Genomic DNA, 25082 nt, shown 5'->3' with positions numbered 1-25082 from the left:
TGTCGGAAACAGGACCCCGTACGCGGTGTCGTGCTGTGGCGCGGGGCGAGCCCCGCAACACCCTGCCCGAAGGCGCTGCGTCAGACGCGGCGGCGCTTCGGCGGACGGCAGCCGTTGTGCGGGGTGGGGGTGACGTCCTGGATCGAGCCGACCTCCAGGCCGGTGGCCTGGAGCGAACGGATCGCGGTCTCGCGGCCCGAGCCCGGACCCTTCACGAAGACGTCGACCTTGCGCATGCCGTGCTCCTGCGCGCGACGGGCAGCGGCCTCGGCGGCCATCTGCGCGGCGAACGGGGTGGACTTGCGCGAGCCCTTGAAGCCGACGTGGCCGGCGGAGGCCCAGGAGATCACGTTGCCCGCGGGGTCCGTGATCGAGACGATCGTGTTGTTGAACGTGCTCTTGATGTGAGCGTGCCCGTGGGCGACGTTCTTCTTTTCCTTGCGGCGGATCTTCTTCGCGCCGGCAGCCTGACGACCCTTGGGGGGCATAAGTCTGTTTCTCCTACTGAGGTGGTCGGTCCGCTAACCCGCGGGCCGGAGGGATGTCCGGTTACGGGACGGACTACTTCTTGCCGGGCTTCTTCTTGCCGGCAATCGCGCGACGCGGGCCCTTGCGGGTACGCGCGTTGGTGTGGGTGCGCTGACCGCGGACCGGGAGGCCACGGCGGTGACGCAGACCCTCGTAGCAGCCGATCTCGACCTTGCGGCGGATGTCGGCGGCCACCGAGCGGCGGAGGTCACCCTCGACCGTGTAGTTGGCGTCGATCCACTGCGCGAGCTTCACGAGGTCTTCCTCGGAAATGTCGCGGACCCGGATGTCGGGGTTCACGCCCGTCTCGGCCAGCGACTGCTGGGCGCGGGTACGGCCGATGCCGTAGACGTACGTGAGGGCGATCTCGATCCGCTTTTCGCGGGGGAGATCAACGCCGGCGAGGCGTGCCATTCATGGCTCCTGTGGTTCTTCAGAGGTCTGACGGGCGGCCTACTCCGCAACCTCTCGGTTTGGGAGCCCCGGCCTCTGACCGGGGGTGGCAGTCCGTCCCTGGGGGACGGATCGGGCAGCCCGCGTTATGACGTTTTTTCGCGTCGCGCGAAGTACTACGAGAAATGCGGAGCTGGATCAGCCCTGGCGCTGCTTGTGGCGCAGGTTGTCGCAGATCACCATGACCCGGCCGTGACGGCGGATCACCTTGCACTTGTCGCAGATCTTCTTGACGCTCGGCTTGACCTTCATGGTTCAGGTTCTCCGGGTCTAGATCTGACGTTGTGTCCCCTCGCGAGCGAGGGAGTCCTACTTGTAGCGGTAGACGATCCGGCCGCGCGTCAGGTCGTAGGGGCTGAGCTCCACCACGACCCGGTCGTCCGGGAGGATGCGGATGTAGTGCATCCGCATCTTTCCGCTGATGTGCGCGAGGACCTTGTGACCGTTCTGCAGCTCAACCTTGAACATGGCGTTCGGGAGAGACTCGATCACGGTGCCCTCGATCTCAATGGCGCCTTGCTTCTTTGCCATGAACTGCGAGATCCACCTTCCGGGACCGGCTACCGTATGCGGCACGCTCGTGCGAACCTGGGTTCACCCCGACCCCTGTGAGGGGGAAGAGGGCGTGCTGAAGCACGCTACGAGTGAGCCGACGGTCCATCCTACGCCAGTCGCACGGGTACGGCCAAAACCGACGTCACCGCTGGGTGTAGATGACCGCCGGCTCGACCGGCTCGACCTCGGCGGTGCAGGCCGCACAACGGCGCGCGGCCTCCGGAATCTCGGTCAGGCACTCGGGGCAGGGGCGCCTGGGAGCCTTCGGCTTCTTCGGCAGGTAGCGCGCCGTGGCCTTCGTCACGGGCAGCACCACGCAGAAGTAGAGCACCGCGGCGGTCAGCACGAACGCGATCAGCACGTTCAGGAACTGTCCGTAGGGGAAGGTCACCCCGCCGACGCTGAAGGCGTAGTTCTTGAAGTCGCCGGCCGCACCGACCGCGACACCCACCAGCGGCGTGAGGAAGGCCGACACGAAGCCGGTCACCACCCCGGTGAAGGCGGCGCCGATGACGACACCGACCGCCATGTCGATGACGTTGCCGCGCATCATGAAGTCCCGGAAGCCCTTGAGCACCGCTGTCCCCTTTTCTCATCTCATCTGGTAAGCCAGGCAGCTTAGCGAAACTTCGGGGCATGGCAAAAAGGACAAAGGTCCGGAAGCGGGAGCTTCCGGACCTTGGGTCCCACTGTTCACGTCGGCGCCGGCCGGGGCCGCGCGGGCCCGCCCGGCGGGCCCGCCCGACGGCTCGGGCCGGCAGGTCAGCCCAGCGGATCCGGCGCCGCGGTGACGCCCAGCTTCGCCAGCTCGGCCTTGCCGCCGTCGAAGGCGGTCAGCACCAGCGGGCCCTGCTCGGTCACGGCCACCGAGTGCTCCCAGTGCGAGGCCCAGGTGCCGTCGTTGGTGACGACCGTCCAGTCGTCCTCCAGCACCGAGGTGTGCGGGGTGCCGAGCGAGACCATCGGCTCGATCGCCAGCACCGTGCCCGGGACGAGCTTGGGGCCCTTGCCGCGACCCCGCTCGACGTAGTTCAGCACGTGCGGCTCCATGTGCATCGCGGTGCCGATGCCGTGGCCGCCGTACCCCTCGGTGATGCCCCACTTGCCCTTGGGCGGCAGCGGCTGGCGCCGGATGAAGCCCTCGATCGCCTTGGAGACGTCGACCAGCCGGTTGTTCTTCTTCATCTGGGCGATGCCCGCCCACATCGAGCCCTCGGTGACCCGGCTCAGCATCTCGACCTCGGGCCGGACCTCGCCCACCGCCACGGTGATGGCCGCGTCGCCGTGCCAGCCGTCCACGATCGCCCCGCAGTCGATGGAGATGACGTCACCCTCCACCAGCACCCGGTCACCCGGGATCCCGTGCACGACCTCGTTGTTGACCGAGGCGCAGATCACCCCGGGGAACCAGAGGCCACCGTGGTGGGCGCGGAAGTTGGAGGTGGCGCCGTGGTCGGCGATCACCTTCGCCGCGACGTCGTTCAGCTCCTGGGTGGTCACCCCGGGCACCACGGCCGCACGGGCCGCCTTGAGCGCCTCGGCCACGACCAGCCCGGCCACCCGCATCTTCGCGATCTGCTCGGGGGTCTTGATCTCCACCATCTGGCCACGCCTTCCCGTTGGTCGCCGCCCGGTCCTTGCCGGGCGGCCGTGCACTCGTACCACCGTACGACGCCGTACGGCCGCGTTGCCCCGTCCCGGGGCCCCGCGGCCGTACGTACGTCGGTCGGACCCGGCTGCGCCGGGGCCGCTCGCTACTTCTTCAGCGCCGCGATCGCGCGCTGGGTGACCTCGTCGACCTTGCCGAGCGCCGGGATGGTCGCGACCAGCCCCTGCTGCACGTAGTAGTCGATGATCGGCTCGGTCTCCGTGTGGTAGACCTCCAGCCGGGTCCGCACCTTGTCCTCGGTGTCGTCGGAGCGCTGGTACAGCTCCCCGCCGCACTCGTCGCAGACGCCCGCGGTCGCGGGCGGGTTGTAGTCCACGTGGAACACGTGGCCGCCGTCGTTGCGGCACAGCCGGCGACCGGCGATGCGCTTGACGACCTCGTCCTCGGGGACCTCCAGGTCGAGCACGCCGTCGAGGGCGATGCCCCACTCGACGAGGATCTCGTCGAGCGCCTTGGCCTGGGCAAGGTTGCGCGGGAAGCCGTCGAGCAGGAAGCCGCCAGCGGCGTCCGGCTGGGCCATCCGGTCCTTGGCCATGCCGATGGTGACCTCATCCGGCACCAGGCGACCCGCGTCCATGTAGCTCTTGGCCTCGAGCCCCAACTGGGTGCGCTGGCCGATGTTGGCGCGGAACAGGTCGCCGGTGGAGATGTGGGGGATGGACAGGGTCTTGGCGAGCAGGTGCGCCTGAGTACCCTTCCCGGCCCCGGGAGGCCCGACGAGGACGATACGCATCAGCGGAGGAACCCTTCGTAATTGCGCTGCTGGAGCTGGCTCTCGATCTGCTTAACAGTTTCGAGTCCGACGCCGACGACGATGAGCACGCTGGTGCCGCCGAACGGGAAGTTGGTCTGCTGTCCGAAGGCGACCAGGGCGATCATCGGGATCAACGCGATAAGGCCCAGGTAGAGCGAACCCGGCCACGTGATGCGGGTGAGCACGTAGTTCAGGTACTCGGCCGTCGGTCGGCCGGCCCGGATCCCCGGGATGAACCCACCATACTTCTTCATATTGTCCGCAACTTCTTCGGGGTTGAAGGAGATCGCGACGTAGAAGAAGGCGAAGAAGACGATCAGGAGGAAGTAGGTCGCCATGTAGATCGGGTGGTCGCCCTTGACGAAGTTCGTCCTGATCCAGGTCGCCCAGCCGGCCTGGCTGCTGGTCAGCTGCACCAGCAGGGCCGGGATGTACAGCAGCGACGAGGCGAAGATGACCGGGATGACACCGGCCTGGTTCACCTTGAGCGGGATGTACGTCGAGGTGCCGCCGAAGGCGCGGCGCCCGATCATCCGCTTCGCGTACTGGACCGGGATCCGGCGCTGCGCCTGCTCCACGAAGATGACCAGCATCACAACGATCACGCCGACCGCGATGACGGAGAAGAACTCCACCCAGCCGCCGCCGATGGTGCCCGACTTCTTGATCGCCCACATCGAGCCGGGGAAGCCGGCCGCGATCGAGGTGAAGATCAGGATGGACATGCCGTTGCCGATGCCGCGGTCGGTGATGAGCTCACCGAGCCACATGATCACCGAGGTGCCGGCCGTCATCGTGATCACCATGACGGCGATCCGGAAGACCGAGGTGTCCGGCACGATCTCGTTGGCGAAGGTGCAGCCGGAGAAGAGTGCGCCGCTGGAGGCCGTCGCGACGATGCCGGTGCCCTGGAGCACGGCGAGCGCGATGGTCAGGTAGCGGGTGTACTGGGTGATCTTCGCGGTGCCGGCCTGACCCTCCTTCTTCAGCGCCTCCAGTCGCGGGATCACGACGGTGAGGAGCTGGAGGATGATGCTGGCCGTGATGTACGGCATGATGCCGAGGGCGAAGATCGTCAACTGCAGCAGCGCGTTGCCGCTGAACAGGTTGACGAGGCCGAACAGGCCGCTGGTCTTGGTCTGGTCCAAACAGGCATTGACTGCTGTGAAACTGACCCCGGGGACGGGGATGTGTGCACCCAGCCGGAACAGCACCATGATGCCCAGCGTGAACAGCAGCTTCTTGCGCAGGTCGGGCGTCTGGAACGCCCGCGCGAACGCACTGAGCACGGTGCCTCCTGCGCCTCCCGCGCGTCGTCGGCGGGAGGGTCGGTCCTGATGGGGGGAGTTTGCGGTCTGGCTCTCCGGCGGGCGGGCACAAGCAGAGCTGCGCGAGCCTACAAGGGAACCCCACGGACTCTAACAGTGCACGGCCACTCGACAGAAGCGCGTGCCACCTCTCCCCCACGCATGGGGTACGGGATGACCGGTTTTGCCATACAAAAGACTTGCCGATTCCGGATGAGAAATCCGTGTCCGGAGCACCGGAGGGTGCGCCGGGAAAAGCGACAGGCCCCGCACCTCCCTTGCGGGAAGTACGGGGCCCAGGTGTCAGCGGGCTCAGATGAGCTCGGTGACGGTGCCGCCGGCGGCGGTGATCTTCTCGGCGGCGGAGCCGGAGACGGCGTCAACCGAAACCTGCAGCGCGACCGAGATGTCGCCGGTGCCGAGCACCTTGACGAGCGAGTTCTTGCGAACCGCGCCCTTGGCGACCAGGTCCTCGACGGTGACCTCTCCACCCTGCGGGTAGAGCTCGGCCAGCTTGTCGAGGTTGACCACCTGGAAGGTGATCTTGAACGGGTTCTTGAAGCCCTTCAGCTTCGGCAGGCGCATGTGGAGGGGCATCTGGCCACCCTCGAAGCGCTGCGGAACCTGGTAGCGGGCCTTGGTGCCCTTGGTGCCACGACCGGCGGTCTTACCCTTGGACGCCTCGCCACGACCCACGCGGGTCTTGGCGGTCTTGGCACCCGGGGCAGGACGCAGGTTGTGGACCTTCAGCGGAGAGTCCGCCATGTCAGTCAACCTCCTCGACCGTGACGAGGTGGCGGACGGTCTGGGCCATCCCGCGGATCTCGGGACGGTCCTCCTTCACGACCACGTCGTTCATCCGCTTGAGACCAAGCGAACGAAGGGTGTCACGGTGGTTCTGCTTGCTACCGATGTAGGACTTGGTCTGCGTGATCTTGAGGCGAGCCATCAGGCGCTCACCCCTGCAGCACGCGCCCGCAGCAGAGCGGCGGGAGCCACGTCCTCCAGCGGCAGGCCACGACGGGCGGCGATCTCCTCGGGGCGCACGAGGCCCTTCAGAGCGGCCACCGTGGCGTGCACGATGTTGATCGCGTTGTCCGAGCCGAGCGACTTCGACAGGATGTCGTGGATGCCGGCGCACTCCAGGACGGCACGCACCGGGCCACCGGCGATAACACCGGTACCGGGGGCGGCCGGCTTCAGGAGCACGACGCCGGCAGCCTTCTCGCCCTGGATCGGGTGAGGGATGGTGCCCTGGATACGGGGGACCTTGAAGAAGTTCTTCTTGGCCTCCTCAACACCCTTGGCGATGGCGGCCGGAACCTCCTTCGCCTTCCCGTAGCCGACACCTACGGTGCCGTCACCGTCGCCCACCACGACCAGCGCGGTGAAGCTGAAACGACGACCACCCTTGACAACCTTGGCGACACGGTTGATCGCGACGACACGCTCGACGTAAGCGCTCTTCTCGACGACGGGGGCGCCGCCGTCACGCTTACGGTCACGCCGCTCGCCACCGCCGGTGCCGCCGCCGGCGCCGCTACCGCGGCGCTGGGGTCCAGCCATTGGAATTACCTCTCTCGTTTACGTCCGTCGACAGAGCCGACGAGCGGCTTAGAAGTCGAGCCCGGCCTCACGGGCGGCATCGGCCAGAGCGGCGATGCGGCCTGCGTAGCGGTTACCCGCGCGGTCGAAGACGACCGACTCGATGCCGGCGGCCTTGGCGCGCTCGGCGACCAGGCTTCCGACCTTCTTGGCCAGCTCGGTCTTGTCGCCCTCGACGCCCTTGATGGACACGTCGAGAGTGGACGCCGACGCGAGGGTGTGACCCTTGGCGTCGTCGATGACCTGGGCGACCATGTGACGGTTCGAGCGGGTCACGACGAGACGAGGACGAACCTCGGTGCCGGTGACGCGCTTGCGAACGCGGATGGCGCGGCGCTTGCGGGCAGCGTTCTTGTAGCCGTTGCCCTTGCCGATCTTGACAGAAAGACTCATGGCTTACTTACCGCTCTTTCCGACCTTGCGGCGGATGACCTCGCCCGCGTACTTAACGCCCTTGGCCTTGTACGGGTCGGGCTTACGCAGCTTGCGGATCTTGGCGGAAACCTCGCCGACCAGCTGCTTGTCGATCCCGTCCACGTGGAACTTGGTGGGCGACTCGACCACGAAGGAGATGCCCTCCGGGGCCTCGATCAGGATCGGGTGGCTGTAGCCGAGCTGGAACTCCATGTCGGAGCCCTTCGCTGCGACTCGGTAACCAACACCGCTGATCTCCAGCGACTTGCGGTAGCCCGCGGTCACGCCGGTGATCATGTTCGCCACCAGCGTGCGGGAAAGGCCGTGAAGGGCCTTCGACAGACGCTCGTCGTTCGGGCGGGTGACGAGCAGAGTGCCGTCCTCGCCCTTGCCGATCTCGATCGGCGCGGCGACAACGTGGGTGAGGGAGCCCTTGGGGCCCTTCACCGAGACCGCCTGGCCATCGATGGTGACGTCCACGCCGGCGGGAACCGGGATGGGCAGCCGTCCAATGCGCGACATTGCTGTACCTCCGTTTCCCGAATTACCAGACGTAGGCGAGAACTTCTCCGCCTACGCCCTTCTTGGCGGCCTGCTTGTCAGTGAGGAGACCGGAAGACGTGGAGATGATCGCCACGCCCAGGCCGCCGAGCACCTTCGGCAGGTTGGTGGACTTTGCGTAGACCCGCAGGCCCGGCTTGCTGATCCGCTTGATGCCAGCGATCGAGCGCTCACGGTTGGGGCCGAACTTGAGCTCGATGGTCAGCTTCTTGCCGACCTCGTTCTCCTGCGGCTCCTCAACCTTCCAGGAGGAGATGTAGCCCTCCTGCTGCAGGATTTCGGCGACGTGCGCCTTGATCTTGCTGGCCGGCATCGCCACGGTGTCGTGGTACGCCGAGTTCGCGTTACGCAGACGCGTGAGCATGTCTGCGATGGGGTCGGTCATGGTCATGATGGGCCTCAGGCCTCTCTCGCCGTGGTTTCTCCGCGCCAGGTCCCCCCGCCGCACTCCGAGGAGTGCGACAGGGGCACAGACGCAGGGGACCTGCGGCGTTAGTAAGACTGGGTGCGAGCCCTCCGAAGAGGGTCGACGGCAGCTACGGAGCTGCCGCGACAGGGGGCCCGACCCCACTACCTTACGGGATTCCGTACGCAGCCCCAAAAGGGGGCCGTGTGGGATCGGGCACCACTGCTTCGCTTATGGCGTTACCAGCGGGTCCTGGACTACCAGGAGCTCTTGGTCACGCCCGGCAGCTCGCCGCGGTGGGCCATCTCACGGAGGCACACACGGCAGAGGCCGAACTTGCGGTACACCGAGTGCGGACGACCGCAGCGCTGGCACCGGGTGTAGGCCCGCACGCCGAACTTCGGCTTGCGCTCGGCCTTCGCGATGAGGGACTTCTTCGCCATGTGCGGCTCACGCCTCCTTGAACGGGAAGCCCAGAGCGCGCAGGAGCGCCCGGCCCTCGTCGTCGGTCTGAGCGGTGGTCACGACGGTGATGTCCATACCGCGCTGACGGTCGACCTTGTCCTGGTCGATCTCGTGGAACATAACCTGCTCGGTCAGACCGAAGGTGTAGTTGCCACGGCCGTCGAACTGCTTGGGGGAGAGACCGCGGAAGTCACGGATACGCGGCAGGGCCAGCGACACCAGACGGTCCAGGAACTCCCACATGCGGTCACCACGGAGGGTGACGTGGGTGCCGATCGGCTGGCCCTCACGCAGCTTGAACTGCGCGATGGACTTGCGAGCCTTCGTCACCGCCGGCTTCTGGCCGGTGATGGCGGTGAGGTCGCGGATCGCGCCCTCGATCAGCTTGGAGTCGCGGGCGGCCTCGCCCACACCCATGTTGACCACGACCTTGACCAGGCCGGGGATCAGCATGACGTTCTCGTAGGAGAACTCCTCCTTGAGCTGGCCCTTGATCTCGGAGTTGTAACGCTCCTTGAGGCGGGGGGCCACCTTCTCAACGTTCTCGATGGTCGTCTCAGACATCAGATGTCCTCACCGGTTCGCTTGGCAACGCGGATCTTGTTGCCCTCGTCATCGAAGCGGTAACCAACGCGAGTGACGACCTTCTTGCCGTCCTTCTCGACGACCAGCTGCACGTTGGAGACGTGCACCGGGGCCTCGACGGTGACAATGCCACCCTGAGTGCCCTGGCCGGGCTTGGTGTGCTTCTTGACCCGGTTCACACCCTCGACGAGGACCTTGTTCTCGGCGGGCAGGGCCTGGATGACCTTGCCCTGCTTGCCGCGGTCCTTGCCGGTGATGACCTGAACCAGGTCACCCTTCTTGATCTTCATGCTGTTCGCCATGGGTTAGAGCACCTCCGGCGCAAGCGAGATGATCTTCATGAACTTCTTGTCGCGCAGCTCGCGGCCCACCGGGCCGAAGATGCGGGTGCCACGGGGGTCACCGTCGGTGTTCTTCAGAACGACCGCGGCGTTCTCGTCGAACCGGATGTACGAACCGTCGGGGCGACGGCGCGACTTCACGGTGCGGACGATGACGCACTTGACGACGTCACCCTTCTTCACCGAACCACCGGGGATCGCGTCCTTGACGGTCGCGACAATGACGTCCCCGATACCGGCGTAGCGGCGACCGGAACCACCGAGAACGCGGATGCAAAGGATTTCCTTCGCGCCCGTGTTGTCGGCGACACGCAGTCGCGACTCCTGCTGGATCACAGCTTTCTCCTGATCGTCAACGAGAGCTGACGGGCCGGCCGCTGCTCACACCGGCGCCCGCGAGGGGCCCGTTGCACATACGGCCGTACCGCATCAACTTCGTTACTTGGCCTTCTCGAGGATCTCGACGACGCGCCAGCGCTTCGTCGCGGACAGCGGGCGGGTCTCCGCGAGGAGGACCCGGTCGCCGATGCCGCAGGCGTTCGCCTCGTCGTGCGCCTTCAGCTTGTTCGTACGGCGGATGACCTTGCCGTACAGAGCGTGCTTGACGCGGTCCTCGACGGCGACGACGACGGTCTTGTCCATCTTGTCGCTGACGACGAGACCCTCACGGGTCTTGCGGAAACCGCGCGCCTCAGTGTCGTTGGTGGTGTTCTCAGTCATCAGGCGTTCTCCACCGTCTCGATGCCCAGCTCGCGCTCGCGCATCAGGGTGTAGATCCGCGCGATGTCCTTACGGACGAGCTTGAGCCGTCCGTGGTTGTCGAGCTGCCCGGTCGCCGCCTGGAAGCGGAGGTTGAACAGCTCCTCCTTGGCCTCACGGAGCTTGGCAACGAGACCCTCGTTGTCCAGCTCGCGAAGCTCAGCAGCCTTGGTGCCGGCCGACATCAGCTCTCACCTGCCTCGCGCCGGATGATCCGGCACTTCATCGGGAGCTTGTGAGCTGCGCGGGTCAGCGCCTCACGAGCCACCTTCTCGTTGGGGTACGACAGCTCGAACATGACCCGACCCGGGTGCACGTTCGCGATCCACCACTCGGGCGAACCCTTACCGGAACCCATGCGGGTCTCGGCCGGCTTCTTGGTGAGCGGACGGTCCGGGTAGATGTTGATCCAGACCTTGCCGCCACGCTTGATGTGACGGGTGACGGCGATACGAGCGGACTCGATCTGCCGGTTCGTCACGTAGGCCGGGGTGACGGCCTGGATGCCGTACTCGCCGAAGGCGAGCTCGGTGCCACCCTTGGCAGCGCCACGGCGCTTGGGGTGGTGCTGCTTGCGGTGCTTGACCCGACGGGGGATCAGCATGTCGGTCAGGCCTCCGTTCCGGTGCTCTCGGCAGCCGGCGTCTCCGTCACAGCCGCGGCCGGAGCCTCGGTGTTCTGGGGACGACGGGCGCCACCACGTGCGCCACCGCGCTCGCCGCCACGGCCACCGCGCTCGCCGCCACGCGCGGGGCGGGCGTCGTTGCGGGCCGGACGGTTGCCCGAGCGGGCAGCAGCGTTCTCAGCGCGGACCTCGGCGATGTTCTTGACGTCGCCCTTGTAGATCCAGACCTTCACGCCGATGCGGCCGAAGGTCGTCTTGGCCTCGAAGAAGCCGTAGTCGACGTTCGCACGAAGGGTGTGCAGCGGCACACGACCCTCGCGGTAGAACTCCGAACGGCTCATCTCGGCGCCGCCGAGACGACCGGAGCACTGGACCTTGATGCCCTTGGCGCCGGACTTCATGGTGCCCTGCATGCTCTTGCGCATGGCACGACGGAAGGAGACGCGCGAGGACAGCTGCTCCGCGACGCCCTGAGCCACGAGCTGGGCGTCCAGCTCGGGGTTCTTGACCTCGAGGATGTTCAGCTGGACCTGCTTGCCGGTCAGCTTCTCGAGGTCGCCGCGGATGCGGTCGGCCTCGGTGCCACGGCGACCGATGACGATGCCGGGACGAGCGGTGTGGATGTCGACCCGGACGCGGTCGCGGGTGCGCTCGATCTCAACCTTCGAGATGCCGGCGCGCTCCATGCCCTTCGTCATCATGCGACGAATGGCAACGTCTTCCTTGACGTAGTCCGAGTACAGCTTGTCGGCGTACCAGCGGGACTTGAAGTCCGTGCTGATGCCGAGGCGGAACCCGTGCGGGTTAACCTTCTGGCCCATTACCGGGTCCCTTCCTTGCTGCTGACGACCACGGTGATGTGGCTGGTCCGCTTGCGGATCCGGTAGGCACGGCCCTGGGCGCGCGGACGGAACCGCTTCAGGGTCGGGCCCTCGTCAACGTACGCCTCGCTGATCACGAGGTCGTCCACGTTGTTGTGGTTGTAGTTGTGCACGGCGTTGGCAATGGCGCTGTCGAGCACCTTGCCGACCGGCACGGTAGCGGCCTGCGGAGCGAAACGCAGGACCGCCTGGGCCTCCGTGGCGTTCAGGCCACGGATGAGGTCCACCACGCGGCGGGCCTTCATGGGCGTGACGCGGATGTACCGCGCCTGGGCCCTGGCTTCCATGGTTGTCCCCTTGCTGGTGTAAGTCATTGAGTCGGTAATCTCGCTGGCGACTAGCGACGCTTCGACTTGCGGTCGTCCTTGACGTGACCGCGGAAGGTACGCGTCGGCGCGAACTCGCCGAGCTTGTGGCCGACCATCGACTCGGTGACGAACACCGGGACGTGCTTACGGCCATCGTGAACCGCGATCGTGTGGCCGAGCATGGCCGGGAAGATCACGGAGCGACGGGACCAGGTCTTGATGACGTTCTGGGTACCCGCCTCGTTCTGCGCGTCCACCTTCTTGAGAAGGTGGCCGTCGATGAAGGGGCCCTTCTTGAGACTGCGCGGCATCTGACCTGCTCCTAGCGCTTCTTGTTGGTCTTGCGGCGGCGCACGATGAGGGCGTTCGAAGCCTTCTTCGGGCTACGAGTGCGACCCTCCTTCTGGCCCCACGGCGAGACCGGGTGGCGACCACCGGAGGTCTTACCCTCACCACCACCGTGCGGGTGGTCGATCGGGTTCATGGCCACACCACGCACGGTCGGGCGAACGCCCTTCCAGCGCATACGGCCGGCCTTGCCCCAGTTGATGTTCGACTGCTCGGCGTTGCCGACCTCGCCGACGGTCGCGCGGCAGCGCGCGTCCACCAGGCGGATCTCACCGGAGGGCATGCGCAGGTGCGCCATCTTGCCCTCACGCGCGAGCAGCTGGATGCCGGCACCGGCGGAGCGGGCCATCTTGGCACCGCCGCCCGGGCGCAGCTCCACCGCGTGGATGGTGGTACCGACCGGGATGTTGCGCAGCGGCAGGTTGTTGCCGGGCTTGATGTCGGCCGCGGGGCCGTTCTCAATCCGGTCGCCCTGGCCGACACCGCGCGGGGCGATGATGTAGCGCTTCTCGCCGTCCGCGTAGTGCAGGAGCGCGATGCGCGCAGTGCGGTTGGGGTCGTACTCGATGTGCGCGACCTTGGCCGGCACGCCGTCCTTGTCGTGACGACGGAAGTCGATCACGCGGTAGGCGCGCTTGTGTCCGCCACCCTGGTGGCGAGCGGTGATACGACCGGCGTTGTTACGGCCGCCCTTGCTGTGCAGGGGGCGAACCAGCGACTTCTCCGGCGTGGACCGCGTGATCTCTACGAAGTCGGCCACGCTGGAGCCACGACGGCCCGGCGTAGTCGGCTTGTACTTGCGGATGCCCATTTGGCTCTCTCGTCCTCGTCCTTATCGACGATCCGAGTCTCCGTTAGGAGACCGGACCCCCGAAGATGTCGATGCGGTTGCCCTCGGCCAGCGTCACGATGGCGCGCTTGGTGTCCTTGCGCTTGCCAAAGCCCGTCTTGGAGCGCTTGCGCTTGCCCTGACGGTTGAGCGTGTTGACCGACTCGACCTTGACCGAGAAGACCGCCTCGACGGCCTGCTTGATCTGGGTCTTGTTGGCGCCCGGCGACACGACGAACGTGTACTTGTTCTCGTCGAGGAGCGAGTAGCTCTTCTCCGAGATGACCGGCTTCACCAGAACGTCACGGGGGTCCGTGAAGGTCTTGCTCGTGATCTCTGCAGCCATCAGGCGGCGCTCCCTTCGAGCTCGCCCTCAGCAGCCACAGCCTTGGCGGACGCGGCGGGACCCGCCACGAAACGCTCGAAGGCGGCCTGGGTGAAGACCACGTCGTCGGAGACGAGCACGTCGTAGGTGTTCAGCTGACCGGCGTCCAGGATGTGGACGTTCGGCAGGTTGCGGGCGCTCTTCAGACCCAGCTCGTCGGCACGCTCGACGACGAGGAGGATGTTCTTGCGCTCGGTGATCTTGCCGAACAGACCCTTGGCGGCCTTGGTCGACGGCGCCTCGGCCGCGACCACGTCGGTGATGACGTGGATGCGGCTGTGGCGGGCCCGGTCGGTGAGCGCGCCACGCAGAGCGGCGGCGATCATCTTCTTCGGGGTCCGCTGCGAGTAGTCACGCGGCTTCGGGCCGTGGACGACGCCACCGCCGACGAACTGCGGGGCGCGGGTCGAGCCCTGACGGGCGCGGCCGGTGCCCTTCTGGCGGTACGGCTTGCGGCCGCCGCCTCGGACCTCGCCACGACGCTTGGTCGAGTGGGTGCCCTGGCGGGCGCCGGCGAGCTGAGCGACGACCACCTGGTGCATCAGCGGAATGCTGACCTTGGCGTCGAAGATCTCAGCGGGCAGCTCCAGGCTGCCGGCCTTGTCGCCCGAGGGCGACAGGATGTCAATGGTGCTCATATCCTCACAGCCCCTTCGCCGCGGTGCGGACGAGGACGAGGCCGCCGTTCGGACCCGGGATTGCGCCCTTGATGAGGAGCAGCCCCTTCTCCGCGTCAACGGCGTGGACGGTCAGGTTCTGGGTGGTCACGCGCTCGTGGCCCATCCGGCCGGCCATCTTCATGCCCTTGAACACGCGACCCGGGGTGGCGCAGCCACCGATCGAGCCGGGCGAACGGTGCTTGCGCTGCACGCCGTGACCGGCGCCGAGGCCCTTGAAGTTGTGACGCTTCATGACACCGGCGAAGCCCTTGCCCTTGGAGGTGCCGGTCACGTCGACCTTGACACCCGCCTCGAACAGCTCAGCGGTGATCTCCTGGCCGAGGGTGTACTCGGACGCGTCCGAGGTACGCAGCTCGACCAGGTGGCGGCGCGGGGTGACACCGGCCTTGGCGAAGTGACCCGCGAGGGGCTTGTTCACCTTGCGGGGGTCGATCTCGCCGAAACCGATCTGCACGGCGTCGTAGCCGGTGCCATCAGCGGTGTGGACCTGGGTCACGACATTGGGCCCGGCCTTGACGACGGTCACCGGAACGATCCGGTTGTTCTCGTCCCAGACCTGGGTCATGCCGAGCTTCTCGCCCAGGATGCCCTTAATCTGCTTTGCCATCTTCGTCGCGCCTCTCAGAGCTTGATCTCGATGTCGACGCCGGCCGGAAGGTCGAGGCGCATCAGCGAGTCAACGGTCTTCGGGGTCGGGTCGAGGATGTCGATCAGACGCTTGTGGGTGCGCATCTCGAAGTGCTCGCGCGAGTCCTTGTACTTGTGCGGCGAGCGGATGACGCAGTAGACGTTCTTCTCAGTGGGCAGCGGCACCGGGCCCGCGACCTGCGCACCAGTGCGAATGACGGTCTCGACGATCTTCTTCGCCGAGGAGTCAATCACCTCGTGGTCGTAGGCCTTGAGCCGGATGCGGATCTTCTGTCCCGCCATGGCTACTCAGTAGTCCTTTGTGTCGTCTGATGCTTCTACTGCCGGAGTCATCCGGGTGGATTGGTCCGGTGGTCCCTCTGGGTGGTTACCTCCGACCCACGCGGTCGGGCGTGTCGCCCTCGCGCTTGCAAAAAATCCACCAGGGATCACTCCCTGCGGATTCCTGCGGGTCGGTGGAGGTCTTGCACCCACCAGGTACCGGGTCGAGGCCCTGCCCACGCTTCCCGGAAGATTCCCGTACGTCCGCCCCGCAGCTGCCGCGGTGTCGCTTACACACCACTGCGGTCCACACCTTCACCCAGGGGGTCGAGGCGGACCACATGAACGGCCATCACGGGAACGACGAGTACGTGGGACTCGCTTCCGGTCCTCCCGGCGGGAGGCGCGCAGCATCGGCACTCAACCGAGCAACTTGGACATACTGCCACAGGAAGCACGCGGGAAGCCAATCGGGGCCGGTGAGGTCTCCCTCACCGGCCCCGATCGGAGCGTCACCCGGTTCAGCGCCGGCGCCACACGACCCAGTGCTCCTTCTCGCTGACCGCGGCGACGTACCACTCCGCGGGGTGGTTGTCCCACAGCGCCTCCGGCGAGCGGCCCGGCTCCAGCGGCGTCACCACCACGGTGGCCTGGGCCGGGACCTCCTGCCAGCGCGGGTCGCGGACCCAGATCCGGCCGTTGTACACCTCGTAGGCCTGAGCCATCCGCAGGCCCCAGTCGAGGTCCCAGGCCAGCACCACGGAATCGCCCCGGACGATGCCCGCCGCCTTGGTGAACCCCGTCGCGGAGGCCTTGCGCACCTTGGAGTGCGGGTAGGTGACGTGGTCGGTGACGGTCGCGGTGGCGAAGGCGCCGAAGAGGACCAGCGAGAGCCCTATCCCCCACAGCACGCGCAACCCGCCGGCGGCCCGCATCAGCACCACGACGGCCAGCACGACCATCGCCGCGACCGTCGCCCGGACCATCTCCAGCGACTGCCAGTTGAGCGTCAGGAAGGACGTGTCCGCCAGCGCCCAGGGGACGAACACCTGGTCGTGCAGGAGCTTGCCGGCGTACTGCATCACCACCTCGCCCAGGACCAGCGCCAGCAGGGCGGTGCCGGCCACCAGGTAGACGAGCCGGCGCCGGCTCAGCCGCGCCAGCAGGGCGATCGCCGCGACGAACAGCGTCGGCACCAGGTAGGAGAGATAGCGCGCGTACACCCAGTTGTCGATGCGCCCGTCGTCCGGCAGGGCCGCCGCCGCGGCGAGCGCGGTGCCGCACATCAGGGCGACGACCACCCCGGACAGCACCCGCAGGGCGCGCGGCACCCGCCCGCTGAACACGGCGAACAGCGCGAAGACGATGGTCAGGCCGCCGAGGCCCCAGGTCGAGACGATCAGGTACCAGATCTGCCCGGCGGTGCGGGTCAGCGTCCGGCCGAGGATCTCGGTGTTGGTGATCCCCTCCAGGGCCAGGTTGCCGACCTCGCTGGGCGGCACGGTGAACAGCGTGTTCAGCCAGGCGGAGAAGAGCTTCACGGCCGCGGCGCCGGCCAGGGCGGTGGCCAGGCCGGCCAGCGAGGCACGGCGGGGCGCCCAGCGCAGGAGGAGTGCCAGCACCAGCACCAGCACGGTGATGGCGATCACCACCGAGCCGCGGTCGTGCGTGGCCATCATGTAGGCCGCCGAGGCTCCCGTGCCCACCGCGGACCAGGTCCGCCGACGCGCCGTGCCCTCCGACAGCCAGCCGTGCATGCACAGCAGCCACCCCAGGACCAGCACCGGCATGACGGTGTCGGACATCGCGAACTGCGAGTAGAAGACCACCGGCGGCAGCAGCGCCGTGGCGGCGCCGAACAGCAGCGCGAGCACTCGACGCAGGCCGAACCGGCGCAGCGCGACGTAGGCGAGCGGGAAGACGAGCGCGTTGAGCAGCGCGTTGATCCCCATCACCAGGTGGTAGGCGGTCACCGGGTTGTCGGCGATCCGGAGCGCCGGGGAGATCAGCAGCGGGTATCCGCCGGGGATGACCACGCCGACCGGCATCTCGGTGGTGGGACGGCCCGCGAGCACCCGGGCGAGGACGAGGTAGGAGTCCTCGTCCGCGTGCACCGAGGGGTAGCTCAGGTGCCGCACGAAGTAGAGCCGGTACGCGACCTGGAGGAGGTAGCCGACGACCAGCAGCGCCGGCCAGAACCAGCTGCGGGTGGCGCTGAGCAGGGCCGCCGTCCGCAGGCGGTCGACGACGTCCCGTCGGGGTGCCCCCGTGTCCTGCGACGCGCGGGCGGGACCGCCTACCGTGCTGTCGGGTGACTCGTCGGCGGTCTCCGCTGAAGTGCGCACTTGATCCGACACATCCCTGGTGGTCCGTTGCTGTGATGAGGAAGTCCTGGGCCGGTCAGGCGCCGGTCGGCGCCGGATGCCCGGGGCTCCCGGCGCCGACCGGCGTTCAGGACCCGACGGTGGCCCCGGCCGGGCTGACCCGGTAGGCGTGGCGCTTCGCCGCGATCACCTTGAGGTGCGGGGGCATGCGGCGGATCATCGCGAGCAGCAGGACGAGCCCGGCCCGCGAGAGGTAGACCATCGCCTTGATCGGCGAGGCGCTGGGCGTGCCGGTGGTGCGCTCGCGCATCGCGACGGGGACCTGGCGGACCACGAAGCCGCAGCGGGCGGCGCCGACCATGCTCTCCACGGTGTCACCGAGGTACTCGACGGGGTACCAGTTGGCGAAGAACTCGATGAGCGGCTTGTTGCAGGCGCGGAAGCCCGACGTGGTGTCGGTCAGCCGGGTGCGGGTGATGCGGGAGAGCACCACCGAGAGCAGGCCCATCGCCCACTTGCGCGGGCCGCGCACCTTGTAGTCGCCCTCGCCGTCGAAGCGGGCGCCGATCACCAGGTCGGCTTCCTTGAGCTTCTCCAGCAGGACGGGCACGTAGGACGGGTCGTGCTGGCCGTCCGAGTCGATCTGGATCGCCACGTCGTAGCCGTGCAGGTGCGCGTAGCGGTAGCCGAGCCGCATGGCGCCGCCGACGCCGAGGTTGTACGGCAGCTGGGCCACCGGCGAACCGGACGCGGTCGCGACGGCCGCGGTGCGGTCGGTCGAGCCGTCGTCGACGACCAGGGTGTCCACACCCGGCAGGTGGGTCTGGATCTCCTTGAGGATGCTGGGGAGACCCTCCTCCTCGTTCCAGGCGGGGAGGATGATGAGGACCCGTCGTCCGTCGATCATGAGTACACCTTGGGGTCAGTGCCGTCCAGGGCGGAGTCCTGGTGCTTGGTCACGGGGTAGCCGTGGTGCTCCACGAGGTGGGACCGCATCAGGGCCACCTCCTCGGACAGGGTGCGGGTCTCGGCCTCCAGGCGGCTGGCCTCCCAGCTGAGGTGCAGACTGACCATCAGCACGAGGACGAACCCGGCGAACAGGACGAGACTGACCCCGGAGGCGATCCCGAGCTTGCGCGCGGTCGAGTCCAGGATGCCCGGGAAGAAGCCCAGCGGAGCCACGACGACGCCGATGGCGAGCCAGATCGTCGCGTACTTCTCCCGGAGCTGCTGACGGCGCAGCAGTTCGAGGATGTACACGACCACCAGGACTCCGGTGACGGAGGTGATGACGGTGAGTTGCACGACGGGAGGCGCCTTTCAGCGGCAGTGGCGTGGCAATAGTAGGCAGATCATATGGGCGTGTCGCACTCGGGTTCTTCACGCCCGGCGTACACGAGGACCTCAGGAGCTCCGCAGTGCTCCGGCCGGACGCTGCCCGGCGGCAGCCGTGCGCGGCTCGCCGGATGCGCTCGGCCGTTCGGGCAGCGAACGGAACAGCGACCACAGCATGGCAGTCGCACTGACGGCGGCACCAGCCAGGTAGCCCACCTCGACCCGGGTGGCGATGTCCCCCGGCATCAGCGTCACCGCGATCATCACGACCGTGCCCGCCAGCCAGGAGAACAGCTGGCGGTGATGGCGGCCCAGCGCCATCAGCGCCTGCCCGAAGACCGTCGCCAGCATGTAGCAGAGGGTGCCGAGGACCAGCCAGAGGAAGTCCAGCGAGGTCAGCACGTCCTGCGCCTTGAAGAGCACCTGGATCAGCCACGGCCCGAGGACGATCGTCGGCAGGCCGGCCGCCGCGCACATCATCACCACGATGGCCGCCGTCCTGGTGAGCACCTTGCGGAACTCCCGGTGGTCGCCCGCCGCCGTCGCGCCGGAGAGCGCCGAGACCAGCGAGGCCTGGATGGCGGCGTAGGCGAACAGCGGCACCCGGGCCAGCACCACCGCGTTGAGCAGCGCGGCCACCAGCGCCGTGGAGGAGGGCGAGAGCAGCCGCACGTTGACCACGGCCGCGTTGACCATCAGCTGCGCCAGCAGGGTCGAGCCGGTCAGCAGGCCCAGGCCCCGGGTGACGTCGCGCCAGGCCGGGATCGGCCCGCCGCGCCGGTCGCCCAGCACGGAGCGCAGTCCGATCACCGAGGCGGCCAGCGGTGCGACCACCAGGATCAGGCTGAACGCCAGCGCCGAGTGCAACCCCAGCACGGGCACCAGGGCGCCGAGCGCGATCCGCAGTCCGCCGTCGACCGCCAGCTGGCTGCCGTAGGCACGGAAGTTGCCCAGGCCCGCGAGCGCGCCGCGGACGACCGAGCTGATCGCCAGGCCGACCAGTGCGCCGCCGAGGCCCAGGACCAGCCCGATGTCCCCGCCGAACAGCCGGTCCGCGATCGGCCGGGCCGCCAGCCCGATCACCAGCAGCACCGCCGCCAGCACGCCGAGCGTGAGCACCAGCACCCTGCGCACGGCGGGCAGCGGGCCGTGCCCGGCCACGTCACGGGCGGCCACCAGCCGGGTCAGTTCCAGCTCGACCGGCGAGAAGAGGCCGTAGCCGACGGACATCACCACCGTCCACAGCACCGAGACGCCGGCGACCTGCGCGGTGTCCAGGCTGTGGCCGGCGAGCGCCAGGAAGATGTACGAGGAGGCACCGAGCACGACGGTCCCCCCGACCACCAGCCGCACGCCCGGTGGCAGCGCGCCGAGCAGCTTGGCGAGCGGTCCCTGAGCCGACGACTTGGTCATCGGCCGGTCACGGGGTTCATCCGGCGAGCTCGGCCTTCGTCTTGAGCGACTCCCACCAGGCGCGGTTGTCGCGGTACCAGGCGATGGTGGCGGCGAGGCCGTCCTCGAAGCGGACCTGCGGGGCGTAGCCCAGCTCCTCGCTGATCTTGGTGATGTCGAGGGAGTAGCGCAGGTCGTGGCCCTTGCGGTCGGCGACCGGCTCGACCATGTCCCAGCCCGCGCCGGCCGCCTCCAGCAGCAGGCCGGTCAGCTCCTTGTTGGTGATCTCGGTGCCGCCGCCGATGTTGTACACGTGGCCGGCCCGGCCCTTGAGCATCGCCAGCTCGATCCCGCGGCAGTGGTCCGAGACGTGCAGCCAGTCGCGGATGTTGCCGCCGGTGCCGTACAGCGGCACCTTCTTGCCGTCGAGCAGGTTGGTGGTGAAGAGCGGGATGACCTTCTCGGGGAACTGGTAGTGCCCGTAGTTGTTGGAGCAGCGGGTCACCACGATGTCCATGCCGTGGGTGCGGTGGTACGCCAGCGCCAGCAGGTCCGAGCCGGCCTTCGAGGCCGAGTAGGGCGAGTTGGGCGCGAGCGGCCACTCCTCGGTCCAGGAGCCCTCGGAGATCGAGCCGTAGACCTCGTCGGTCGACACGTGGACGAACCGGCCGACCCCGTGCTTGCGGGCCGCGTCGAGCAGCACCTGGGTGCCGACCACGTTCGTCAGCACGAACGGGCCCGCGCCCTCGATCGACCGGTCGACGTGCGACTCGGCCGCGAAGTGCACCACCACGTCGTGGCCGGGCATCACCTGGTCGACGGCCTCGGCGTCGCAGATGTCACCCCGGACGAAGGAGTACCCGGAGTGGTTGGCCACGGGCGCGAGGTTGGCCTCGACGCCCGAGTAGGTCAGCTTGTCGAAGACGGTGATCTGGGCCGAGGCGTCAGCGCCGAGCAGCTGGCGGACGAACTCTGAACCGATGAAGCCGGCGCCGCCGGTCACGAGGATGCGCATAGTGGGGGCAGTCTACCCGTGCCCCGTCAAGCACCCACCCCGGGCCAGCGCACCGGTACTCAGCTCACATAAGCTGCCGACATGCGTGGAATTCTCCTGGCGGGAGGCACCGGCTCACGACTGTGGCCGCTGACCCGAGCCGTTTCGAAGCAGCTTCTTCCGGTCTTCGACAAGCCGATGATCTACTACCCGCTCTCGACCCTGGTCATGGCGGGCATCAGCGAGATCCTGATCATCACGACCCCCCAGGACCAGGACCAGTTCCAGCGGCTGCTGGGCGACGGCTCCCAGTTCGGCCTGCGTCTCGAGTACGCGGTCCAGGAGCGGCCCGAGGGCATCGCGCAGGCGTTCGTCCTGGGCGCCGACTTCATCGGCGACCAGCCGGTCGCGCTGATCCTCGGCGACAACATCTTCCACGGCAGCGGGCTCGGCACCCGCCTGGCCCAGCACACCGCGCCCGTCGGCGGCCGGGTGTTCGCGTACCCGGTGGCGGACCCGTCCGCGTACGGCGTCGTCGAGTTCGACGAGCAGGGCCAGGTGCTCTCCCTGGAGGAGAAGCCCGTCCAGCCGCGCTCGCGCTACGCCGTGCCGGGCCTGTACTTCTACGACAACCAGGTCGTCGACATCGCCCGGAAGCTGGAGCCCAGCGCCCGCGGCGAGCTGGAGATCACCGCGGTCAACGAGGCCTACCTGCGGGCCGGCGAACTGCACGTGACGATCCTCGACCGCGGCACCGCCTGGCTGGACACCGGCACCTTCGTCTCGATGGTGCAGGCCTCCGAGTTCGTCCGGGTGATCGAGGAGCGCCAGGGCTTCAAGATCGGCTGCATCGAGGAGGCCGCCTGGCGGGCCGAGCTGATCAGCTCCGCCGAGCTGCGCGAGCTGGCCGAGCCGCTGCGCAAGAGTGGCTACGGCGACTACCTGATCGCCCTGCTCGACGAGGAGAGCGCCCGATGAAGTTCCGCGAACTGTCGATCGGCGGTGCCTTCGAGGTCACCCCGCAGCTGCACGGTGACCCGCGCGGCCTGTTCATGGAGTGGTACCGCTTCGACCGCCTCGCCGAGGTGGTCGGACACCCGCTGCGGCTGGCCCAGGGCAACCTGTCGGTCTCGGCCCGGGGCGTGGTGCGCGGCGTCCACTTCGCCGACGTCCCGCCCGGCCAGGCCAAGTACGTCAGCTGCGTGCGCGGCGCGGTGCTGGACGTCATCGTCGACCTGCGCGTCGGCTCCCCGACGTTCGGCCGGTGGGAGGGCGTCCAGCTGGACGAGACCGAGCGCCGTTCGGTCTACATCTCCGAGGGGCTCGGCCACGGCTTCTGCGCCCTGAGCGACGACGCCACCCTCTCCTACGTCTGCTCCGAGACGTACAACCCGACCGGCGAGCACTCCGTGCACCCGCTGGACCCGGACCTGGGCATCGAGTGGCCCGCCGACAGCCCGCAGCTCTCCGCCCGGGACGCGGCCGCCCCCTCGCTCGCCGAGGCGATCGCCTCCGGCCTGCTGCCGGACTACCAGGCCTGCCAGGCCTTCACCGAGAGCCTGCGCACCGCCTGACCGTGGACCCCCGGTACCGGCCCGGGCCCGGGTCCGCCCCGGTACCGGGCGGGCCGGGGCCGGGGCCCCGGCCACGGGTGGGCGCCCGGGGACCGTCAGTATGATTGGCCAGCCGCAGGTAACCCCTGCGCGGCGGCCGGGCCGGCAAGGACGCCCCCGCCACGACCTCGACCAGCGGATGTGCCCCCACCATGACCACTCTGGATGTGCTCCTCCCGTACTACGGGGACGTCGCGCTGATGCAGGCCGCCGTTCGCAGCGTGCTCGCGCAGACCGACCCGGACTGGCGGCTGACCGTCGTGGACGACGGCAAGGAGCCGGGTGTCCCCGAGTGGTTCGCGGAGCTCGGCGACCCCCGCGTGAGCTACCGCCGCAACGAGCAGAACCTCGGCGTGACCGGCAACTACCGCAAGTGCCTCGGCCTCGCCGAGCACGAGTACCTGGTCTTCATGGGCACCGACGACATCATGCTGCCCAACTACGTGGCGACCATCCGCGCCGCCCTCGCCGCGCACCCCGGTGCCGCGATGATCCAGCCCGGCGTCGAGGTCATCGACAGCGTCGGCAAGCCCAGCAACACGCTGGTGGACGAGGCCAAGCGCCGCCTGTACGCCCCCAAGGAGCAGGGCCGCAGGCTGATGGGCGGCGAGGAGCTCGCCGTCAGCCTGCTGCGCGGCAACTGGCTGTACTTCCCCTCCATCTGCTGGCGCACCGACGCCGTCCGGGGCACCGGCTTCCGGGACGACCTGGAGATCATCCAGGACCTCGCGCTGGTCATCGACCTGCTGCAGGCCGGCGAGCAGATGATCGTCGACGACACCCGCTGCTTCCAGTACCGCCGCCACAACGTCAGCATCTCGGCGAAGTCGGCCTACAGCGGCACCCGGTTCACCGAGGCCCGCCGGTACTTCCTGGAGTCCGCCGACCGCCTCGACGAGCACGGGTGGCCCCGCGCCGCCAAGGCCTCCCGCCTGCACCTCTCCGCCCGGATCCACGCCCTCACCCTGGTGCCGGGGGCGATGCGCGCCGGCCAGTGGGACGGTGCGAAGACGCTGCTGCGCAACGCCACCTCGACGGCCGCCCAGCCCCGCTGACCCCCTTTCCTAGGAGCACCTGCGCAATGTCGTCCGCACCGCACGAGACCGAGGCCCGCGTCGCCGTCCTCGGTGGCTCCGGCTTCATCGGCCGGGTCCTGGGCAACCGTCTGACCGAGCTCGGCCACGAGGTCGTCTCCATCGCCCGCACCGAGCCGGCCGAGCCCGTTCCCGGCCGCTTCGTGCCCTTCGACCTCAGTTCGGCCGCCCCGGCCGAGCTCACCGAGCTGCTCACCCGGGAGCGGGTCGGGCTCGTCGTCAACGCGGCCGGCGGCATGTGGGGCCTCACCGACGAGCAGATGCACGTCGCCAACGTGGTCCTGGTCGACCGGCTGATCGAGGCGATCGGCGCGATGGACCGCCCCGCCCGGCTCGTCCACCTCGGCACCGTGCACGAGTACGGCATGGTGCCGATCGGGACCAGCCAGTCCGAGGACGGCCCGGCGGCGCCCGTCATGGAGTACGGCAAGCTCAAGCTCGCCGCCACCGAGGCCGTGACCCGGGCCGTGCGCGAGCACGGGCTGGACGCCGTCACCCTGCGCCTGGGCAACGTGGTCGGCGCCGGACAGCCCGGGCACAGCCTGCTCGGCGTGATGGCCGCCAAGCTGGACGAGGCCCGCCTCGCCGGGCGGACCGCCGAACTGTCGCTGGCCCCGCTCACCGCGCAGCGCGACTTCGTCGACCTCACCGACACCGTGGACGCCGTCCTCGCCGCCGCCACCGCCACCGACCTGCCGCCGGTGCTCAACATCGGCACCGGCTCCGCCACCTCGGCCCGCGAACTGGTCGAGCTGCTGATCGAGGTCAGCGGCGTCCCCACCGAGATCACCGAGGTCCCCGGCCCGGACGGCGCCGGCCCGGAGACCGAGTGGCAGCAGCTCGACGTCACCGCGGCCCGCGAGCGGCTCGGCTGGACCCCCGAACGCGACATGCGGGACGCCGTCGAATCGCTCTGGCAGGCGCGGATCCGCCCGGCCGCCGGCTAGCACCGCCCCCTGCCCC

General features: G+C 68.4%; 38 protein-coding genes. 4 read left to right on the top strand and 34 right to left on the bottom strand.

Annotation, left to right across the window (positions count from 1 at the left end):
- Positions 1 to 80 precede the first annotated feature (80 nt).
- The 34 genes from rpsK to rfbB all read right to left on the bottom strand — a co-directional run bounded on the left by rpsK (position 81) and on the right by rfbB (position 21433).
- A complete protein-coding gene (gene rpsK / locus ACFTWP_RS06890; protein WP_030232513.1) occupies positions 81 to 488 on the bottom strand; it encodes a 30S ribosomal protein S11 in 408 nt (135 codons plus the stop codon).
- Between the two features lie 73 nt (positions 489 to 561).
- Positions 562 to 942, bottom strand: coding sequence for a 30S ribosomal protein S13 (gene rpsM / locus ACFTWP_RS06885; RefSeq protein WP_073924290.1), 381 nt, complete (start codon positions 940 to 942; stop codon positions 562 to 564).
- Positions 943 to 1119: 177 nt separating this feature from the next.
- A complete protein-coding gene (rpmJ, locus tag ACFTWP_RS06880; protein ID WP_003956441.1) occupies positions 1120 to 1233 on the bottom strand; it encodes a 50S ribosomal protein L36 in 114 nt (37 codons plus the stop codon).
- A gap of 57 nt (positions 1234 to 1290) precedes the next feature.
- A complete protein-coding gene (gene infA, locus ACFTWP_RS06875) occupies positions 1291 to 1512 on the bottom strand; it encodes a translation initiation factor IF-1 (protein ID WP_003956442.1) in 222 nt (73 codons plus the stop codon).
- A gap of 166 nt (positions 1513 to 1678) precedes the next feature.
- On the bottom strand, positions 1679 to 2113 hold the full coding sequence (gene mscL, locus ACFTWP_RS06870) for a large conductance mechanosensitive channel protein MscL (RefSeq protein WP_380263181.1): 435 nt from the start codon (positions 2111 to 2113) through the stop codon (positions 1679 to 1681).
- A 185-nt stretch (positions 2114 to 2298) separates the two neighbouring features.
- On the bottom strand, positions 2299 to 3138 hold the full coding sequence (gene map, locus ACFTWP_RS06865; RefSeq protein WP_380263180.1) for a type I methionyl aminopeptidase: 840 nt from the start codon (positions 3136 to 3138) through the stop codon (positions 2299 to 2301).
- 152 nt (positions 3139 to 3290) lie between these two features.
- A complete protein-coding gene (locus tag ACFTWP_RS06860) occupies positions 3291 to 3938 on the bottom strand; it encodes an adenylate kinase (protein WP_380263179.1) in 648 nt (215 codons plus the stop codon).
- A complete protein-coding gene (secY, locus tag ACFTWP_RS06855) occupies positions 3938 to 5248 on the bottom strand; it encodes a preprotein translocase subunit SecY (protein ID WP_073924294.1) in 1311 nt (436 codons plus the stop codon). The genes ACFTWP_RS06860 and secY overlap by 1 nt, the downstream gene beginning before the upstream one ends.
- Before the next feature lie 330 nt (positions 5249 to 5578).
- Positions 5579 to 6031, bottom strand: a complete 453-nt coding sequence (gene rplO, locus ACFTWP_RS06850) for a 50S ribosomal protein L15 (RefSeq protein WP_073924295.1) — start codon at positions 6029 to 6031, stop codon at positions 5579 to 5581.
- A 1-nt stretch (position 6032) separates the two neighbouring features.
- Positions 6033 to 6215, bottom strand: a complete 183-nt coding sequence (rpmD, locus tag ACFTWP_RS06845; protein WP_073924296.1) for a 50S ribosomal protein L30 — start codon at positions 6213 to 6215, stop codon at positions 6033 to 6035.
- Positions 6215 to 6832 carry a 30S ribosomal protein S5 gene (rpsE, locus tag ACFTWP_RS06840; protein ID WP_073924297.1) on the bottom strand — a complete coding sequence of 206 codons (618 nt, stop codon included), beginning with the start codon at positions 6830 to 6832 and terminating at the stop codon, positions 6215 to 6217. The genes rpmD and rpsE overlap by 1 nt, the downstream gene beginning before the upstream one ends.
- A gap of 48 nt (positions 6833 to 6880) precedes the next feature.
- Positions 6881 to 7264, bottom strand: a complete 384-nt coding sequence (gene rplR, locus ACFTWP_RS06835; protein WP_073924298.1) for a 50S ribosomal protein L18 — start codon at positions 7262 to 7264, stop codon at positions 6881 to 6883.
- A 3-nt stretch (positions 7265 to 7267) separates the two neighbouring features.
- Positions 7268 to 7807 (bottom strand): 50S ribosomal protein L6, encoded by a 540-nt coding sequence (rplF, locus tag ACFTWP_RS06830; RefSeq protein WP_380263178.1) that lies wholly within the window; start codon positions 7805 to 7807, stop codon positions 7268 to 7270.
- Between the two features lie 22 nt (positions 7808 to 7829).
- Positions 7830 to 8237, bottom strand: a complete 408-nt coding sequence (gene rpsH / locus ACFTWP_RS06825; protein WP_073924300.1) for a 30S ribosomal protein S8 — start codon at positions 8235 to 8237, stop codon at positions 7830 to 7832.
- 272 nt (positions 8238 to 8509) lie between these two features.
- Positions 8510 to 8695, bottom strand: coding sequence for a type Z 30S ribosomal protein S14 (locus ACFTWP_RS06820; protein WP_030393303.1), 186 nt, complete (start codon positions 8693 to 8695; stop codon positions 8510 to 8512).
- A 7-nt stretch (positions 8696 to 8702) separates the two neighbouring features.
- A complete protein-coding gene (gene rplE, locus ACFTWP_RS06815; RefSeq protein WP_073924301.1) occupies positions 8703 to 9281 on the bottom strand; it encodes a 50S ribosomal protein L5 in 579 nt (192 codons plus the stop codon).
- A complete protein-coding gene (gene rplX / locus ACFTWP_RS06810; protein WP_380263333.1) occupies positions 9281 to 9592 on the bottom strand; it encodes a 50S ribosomal protein L24 in 312 nt (103 codons plus the stop codon). The genes rplE and rplX overlap by 1 nt, the downstream gene beginning before the upstream one ends.
- Positions 9593 to 9607: 15 nt before the next feature.
- A complete protein-coding gene (rplN, locus tag ACFTWP_RS06805; protein WP_035800854.1) occupies positions 9608 to 9979 on the bottom strand; it encodes a 50S ribosomal protein L14 in 372 nt (123 codons plus the stop codon).
- A 102-nt stretch (positions 9980 to 10081) separates the two neighbouring features.
- On the bottom strand, positions 10082 to 10363 hold the full coding sequence (gene rpsQ, locus ACFTWP_RS06800) for a 30S ribosomal protein S17 (RefSeq protein WP_380254943.1): 282 nt from the start codon (positions 10361 to 10363) through the stop codon (positions 10082 to 10084).
- A complete protein-coding gene (gene rpmC, locus ACFTWP_RS06795; protein ID WP_030055825.1) occupies positions 10363 to 10587 on the bottom strand; it encodes a 50S ribosomal protein L29 in 225 nt (74 codons plus the stop codon). The genes rpsQ and rpmC overlap by 1 nt, the downstream gene beginning before the upstream one ends.
- Positions 10587 to 11006 (bottom strand): 50S ribosomal protein L16, encoded by a 420-nt coding sequence (rplP, locus tag ACFTWP_RS06790; protein ID WP_030055824.1) that lies wholly within the window; start codon positions 11004 to 11006, stop codon positions 10587 to 10589. Before rplP ends, rpmC begins: the two co-directional genes overlap by 1 nt.
- A gap of 5 nt (positions 11007 to 11011) precedes the next feature.
- Positions 11012 to 11848, bottom strand: a complete 837-nt coding sequence (gene rpsC, locus ACFTWP_RS06785; RefSeq protein ID WP_073924303.1) for a 30S ribosomal protein S3 — start codon at positions 11846 to 11848, stop codon at positions 11012 to 11014.
- The gene (gene rplV / locus ACFTWP_RS06780; RefSeq protein WP_033824229.1) at positions 11848 to 12195 is read right to left on the bottom strand and encodes a 50S ribosomal protein L22; all 348 of its coding nucleotides are present in this window, start codon (positions 12193 to 12195) and stop codon (positions 11848 to 11850) included. Before rplV ends, rpsC begins: the two co-directional genes overlap by 1 nt.
- Before the next feature lie 50 nt (positions 12196 to 12245).
- A complete protein-coding gene (gene rpsS, locus ACFTWP_RS06775; protein ID WP_030055821.1) occupies positions 12246 to 12527 on the bottom strand; it encodes a 30S ribosomal protein S19 in 282 nt (93 codons plus the stop codon).
- Positions 12528 to 12538: 11 nt separating this feature from the next.
- The gene (gene rplB / locus ACFTWP_RS06770) at positions 12539 to 13375 is read right to left on the bottom strand and encodes a 50S ribosomal protein L2 (protein WP_073924304.1); all 837 of its coding nucleotides are present in this window, start codon (positions 13373 to 13375) and stop codon (positions 12539 to 12541) included.
- 43 nt (positions 13376 to 13418) lie between these two features.
- The gene (gene rplW, locus ACFTWP_RS06765) at positions 13419 to 13739 is read right to left on the bottom strand and encodes a 50S ribosomal protein L23 (RefSeq protein WP_063348967.1); all 321 of its coding nucleotides are present in this window, start codon (positions 13737 to 13739) and stop codon (positions 13419 to 13421) included.
- Entirely contained in the window at positions 13739 to 14416 is a 678-nt protein-coding gene (rplD, locus tag ACFTWP_RS06760) for a 50S ribosomal protein L4 (protein ID WP_266323028.1), read from the bottom strand. Before rplD ends, rplW begins: the two co-directional genes overlap by 1 nt.
- A gap of 4 nt (positions 14417 to 14420) precedes the next feature.
- On the bottom strand, positions 14421 to 15065 hold the full coding sequence (gene rplC / locus ACFTWP_RS06755; RefSeq protein WP_266323027.1) for a 50S ribosomal protein L3: 645 nt from the start codon (positions 15063 to 15065) through the stop codon (positions 14421 to 14423).
- Positions 15066 to 15079: 14 nt separating this feature from the next.
- On the bottom strand, positions 15080 to 15388 hold the full coding sequence (rpsJ, locus tag ACFTWP_RS06750; protein ID WP_012785157.1) for a 30S ribosomal protein S10: 309 nt from the start codon (positions 15386 to 15388) through the stop codon (positions 15080 to 15082).
- Between the two features lie 500 nt (positions 15389 to 15888).
- Positions 15889 to 17712 carry a hypothetical protein gene (locus tag ACFTWP_RS06745; RefSeq protein WP_380263177.1) on the bottom strand — a complete coding sequence of 608 codons (1824 nt, stop codon included), beginning with the start codon at positions 17710 to 17712 and terminating at the stop codon, positions 15889 to 15891.
- 106 nt (positions 17713 to 17818) lie between these two features.
- The gene (locus ACFTWP_RS06740; RefSeq protein WP_380263176.1) at positions 17819 to 18598 is read right to left on the bottom strand and encodes a glycosyltransferase family 2 protein; all 780 of its coding nucleotides are present in this window, start codon (positions 18596 to 18598) and stop codon (positions 17819 to 17821) included.
- Entirely contained in the window at positions 18595 to 18996 is a 402-nt protein-coding gene (locus ACFTWP_RS06735; RefSeq protein WP_380263175.1) for a DUF2304 domain-containing protein, read from the bottom strand. Before ACFTWP_RS06735 ends, ACFTWP_RS06740 begins: the two co-directional genes overlap by 4 nt.
- A 99-nt stretch (positions 18997 to 19095) precedes the next feature.
- Positions 19096 to 20439 carry a lipopolysaccharide biosynthesis protein gene (locus tag ACFTWP_RS06730; RefSeq protein ID WP_380263174.1) on the bottom strand — a complete coding sequence of 448 codons (1344 nt, stop codon included), beginning with the start codon at positions 20437 to 20439 and terminating at the stop codon, positions 19096 to 19098.
- 16 nt (positions 20440 to 20455) lie between these two features.
- Positions 20456 to 21433 carry a dTDP-glucose 4,6-dehydratase gene (rfbB, locus tag ACFTWP_RS06725; protein ID WP_380263173.1) on the bottom strand — a complete coding sequence of 326 codons (978 nt, stop codon included), beginning with the start codon at positions 21431 to 21433 and terminating at the stop codon, positions 20456 to 20458.
- An 81-nt stretch (positions 21434 to 21514) separates the two neighbouring features.
- On the opposite strand from rfbB, the gene rfbA reads away from it, so the two are divergent.
- The 4 genes from rfbA to ACFTWP_RS06705 all read left to right on the top strand — a co-directional run bounded on the left by rfbA (position 21515) and on the right by ACFTWP_RS06705 (position 25066).
- Entirely contained in the window at positions 21515 to 22390 is an 876-nt protein-coding gene (gene rfbA, locus ACFTWP_RS06720; protein WP_380263172.1) for a glucose-1-phosphate thymidylyltransferase RfbA, read from the top strand.
- Positions 22387 to 22986 carry a dTDP-4-dehydrorhamnose 3,5-epimerase gene (gene rfbC, locus ACFTWP_RS06715; RefSeq protein ID WP_380263171.1) on the top strand — a complete coding sequence of 200 codons (600 nt, stop codon included), beginning with the start codon at positions 22387 to 22389 and terminating at the stop codon, positions 22984 to 22986. The genes rfbA and rfbC overlap by 4 nt, the downstream gene beginning before the upstream one ends.
- 191 nt (positions 22987 to 23177) lie before the next feature.
- The gene (locus ACFTWP_RS06710; protein WP_380263170.1) at positions 23178 to 24080 is read left to right on the top strand and encodes a glycosyltransferase family 2 protein; all 903 of its coding nucleotides are present in this window, start codon (positions 23178 to 23180) and stop codon (positions 24078 to 24080) included.
- A gap of 26 nt (positions 24081 to 24106) precedes the next feature.
- Positions 24107 to 25066: an NAD-dependent epimerase/dehydratase family protein gene (locus tag ACFTWP_RS06705; protein ID WP_380263169.1), complete on the top strand. Its 960-nt coding sequence runs from the start codon at positions 24107 to 24109 to the stop codon at positions 25064 to 25066.
- Positions 25067 to 25082 lie beyond the last annotated feature (16 nt).

This window comes from Kitasatospora sp. NPDC057015, from assembly GCF_042673745.1.
Lineage (GTDB): Bacteria > Actinomycetota > Actinomycetes > Streptomycetales > Streptomycetaceae > Kitasatospora.
This window is presented reverse-complemented; position numbering and strand designations above follow the sequence as displayed.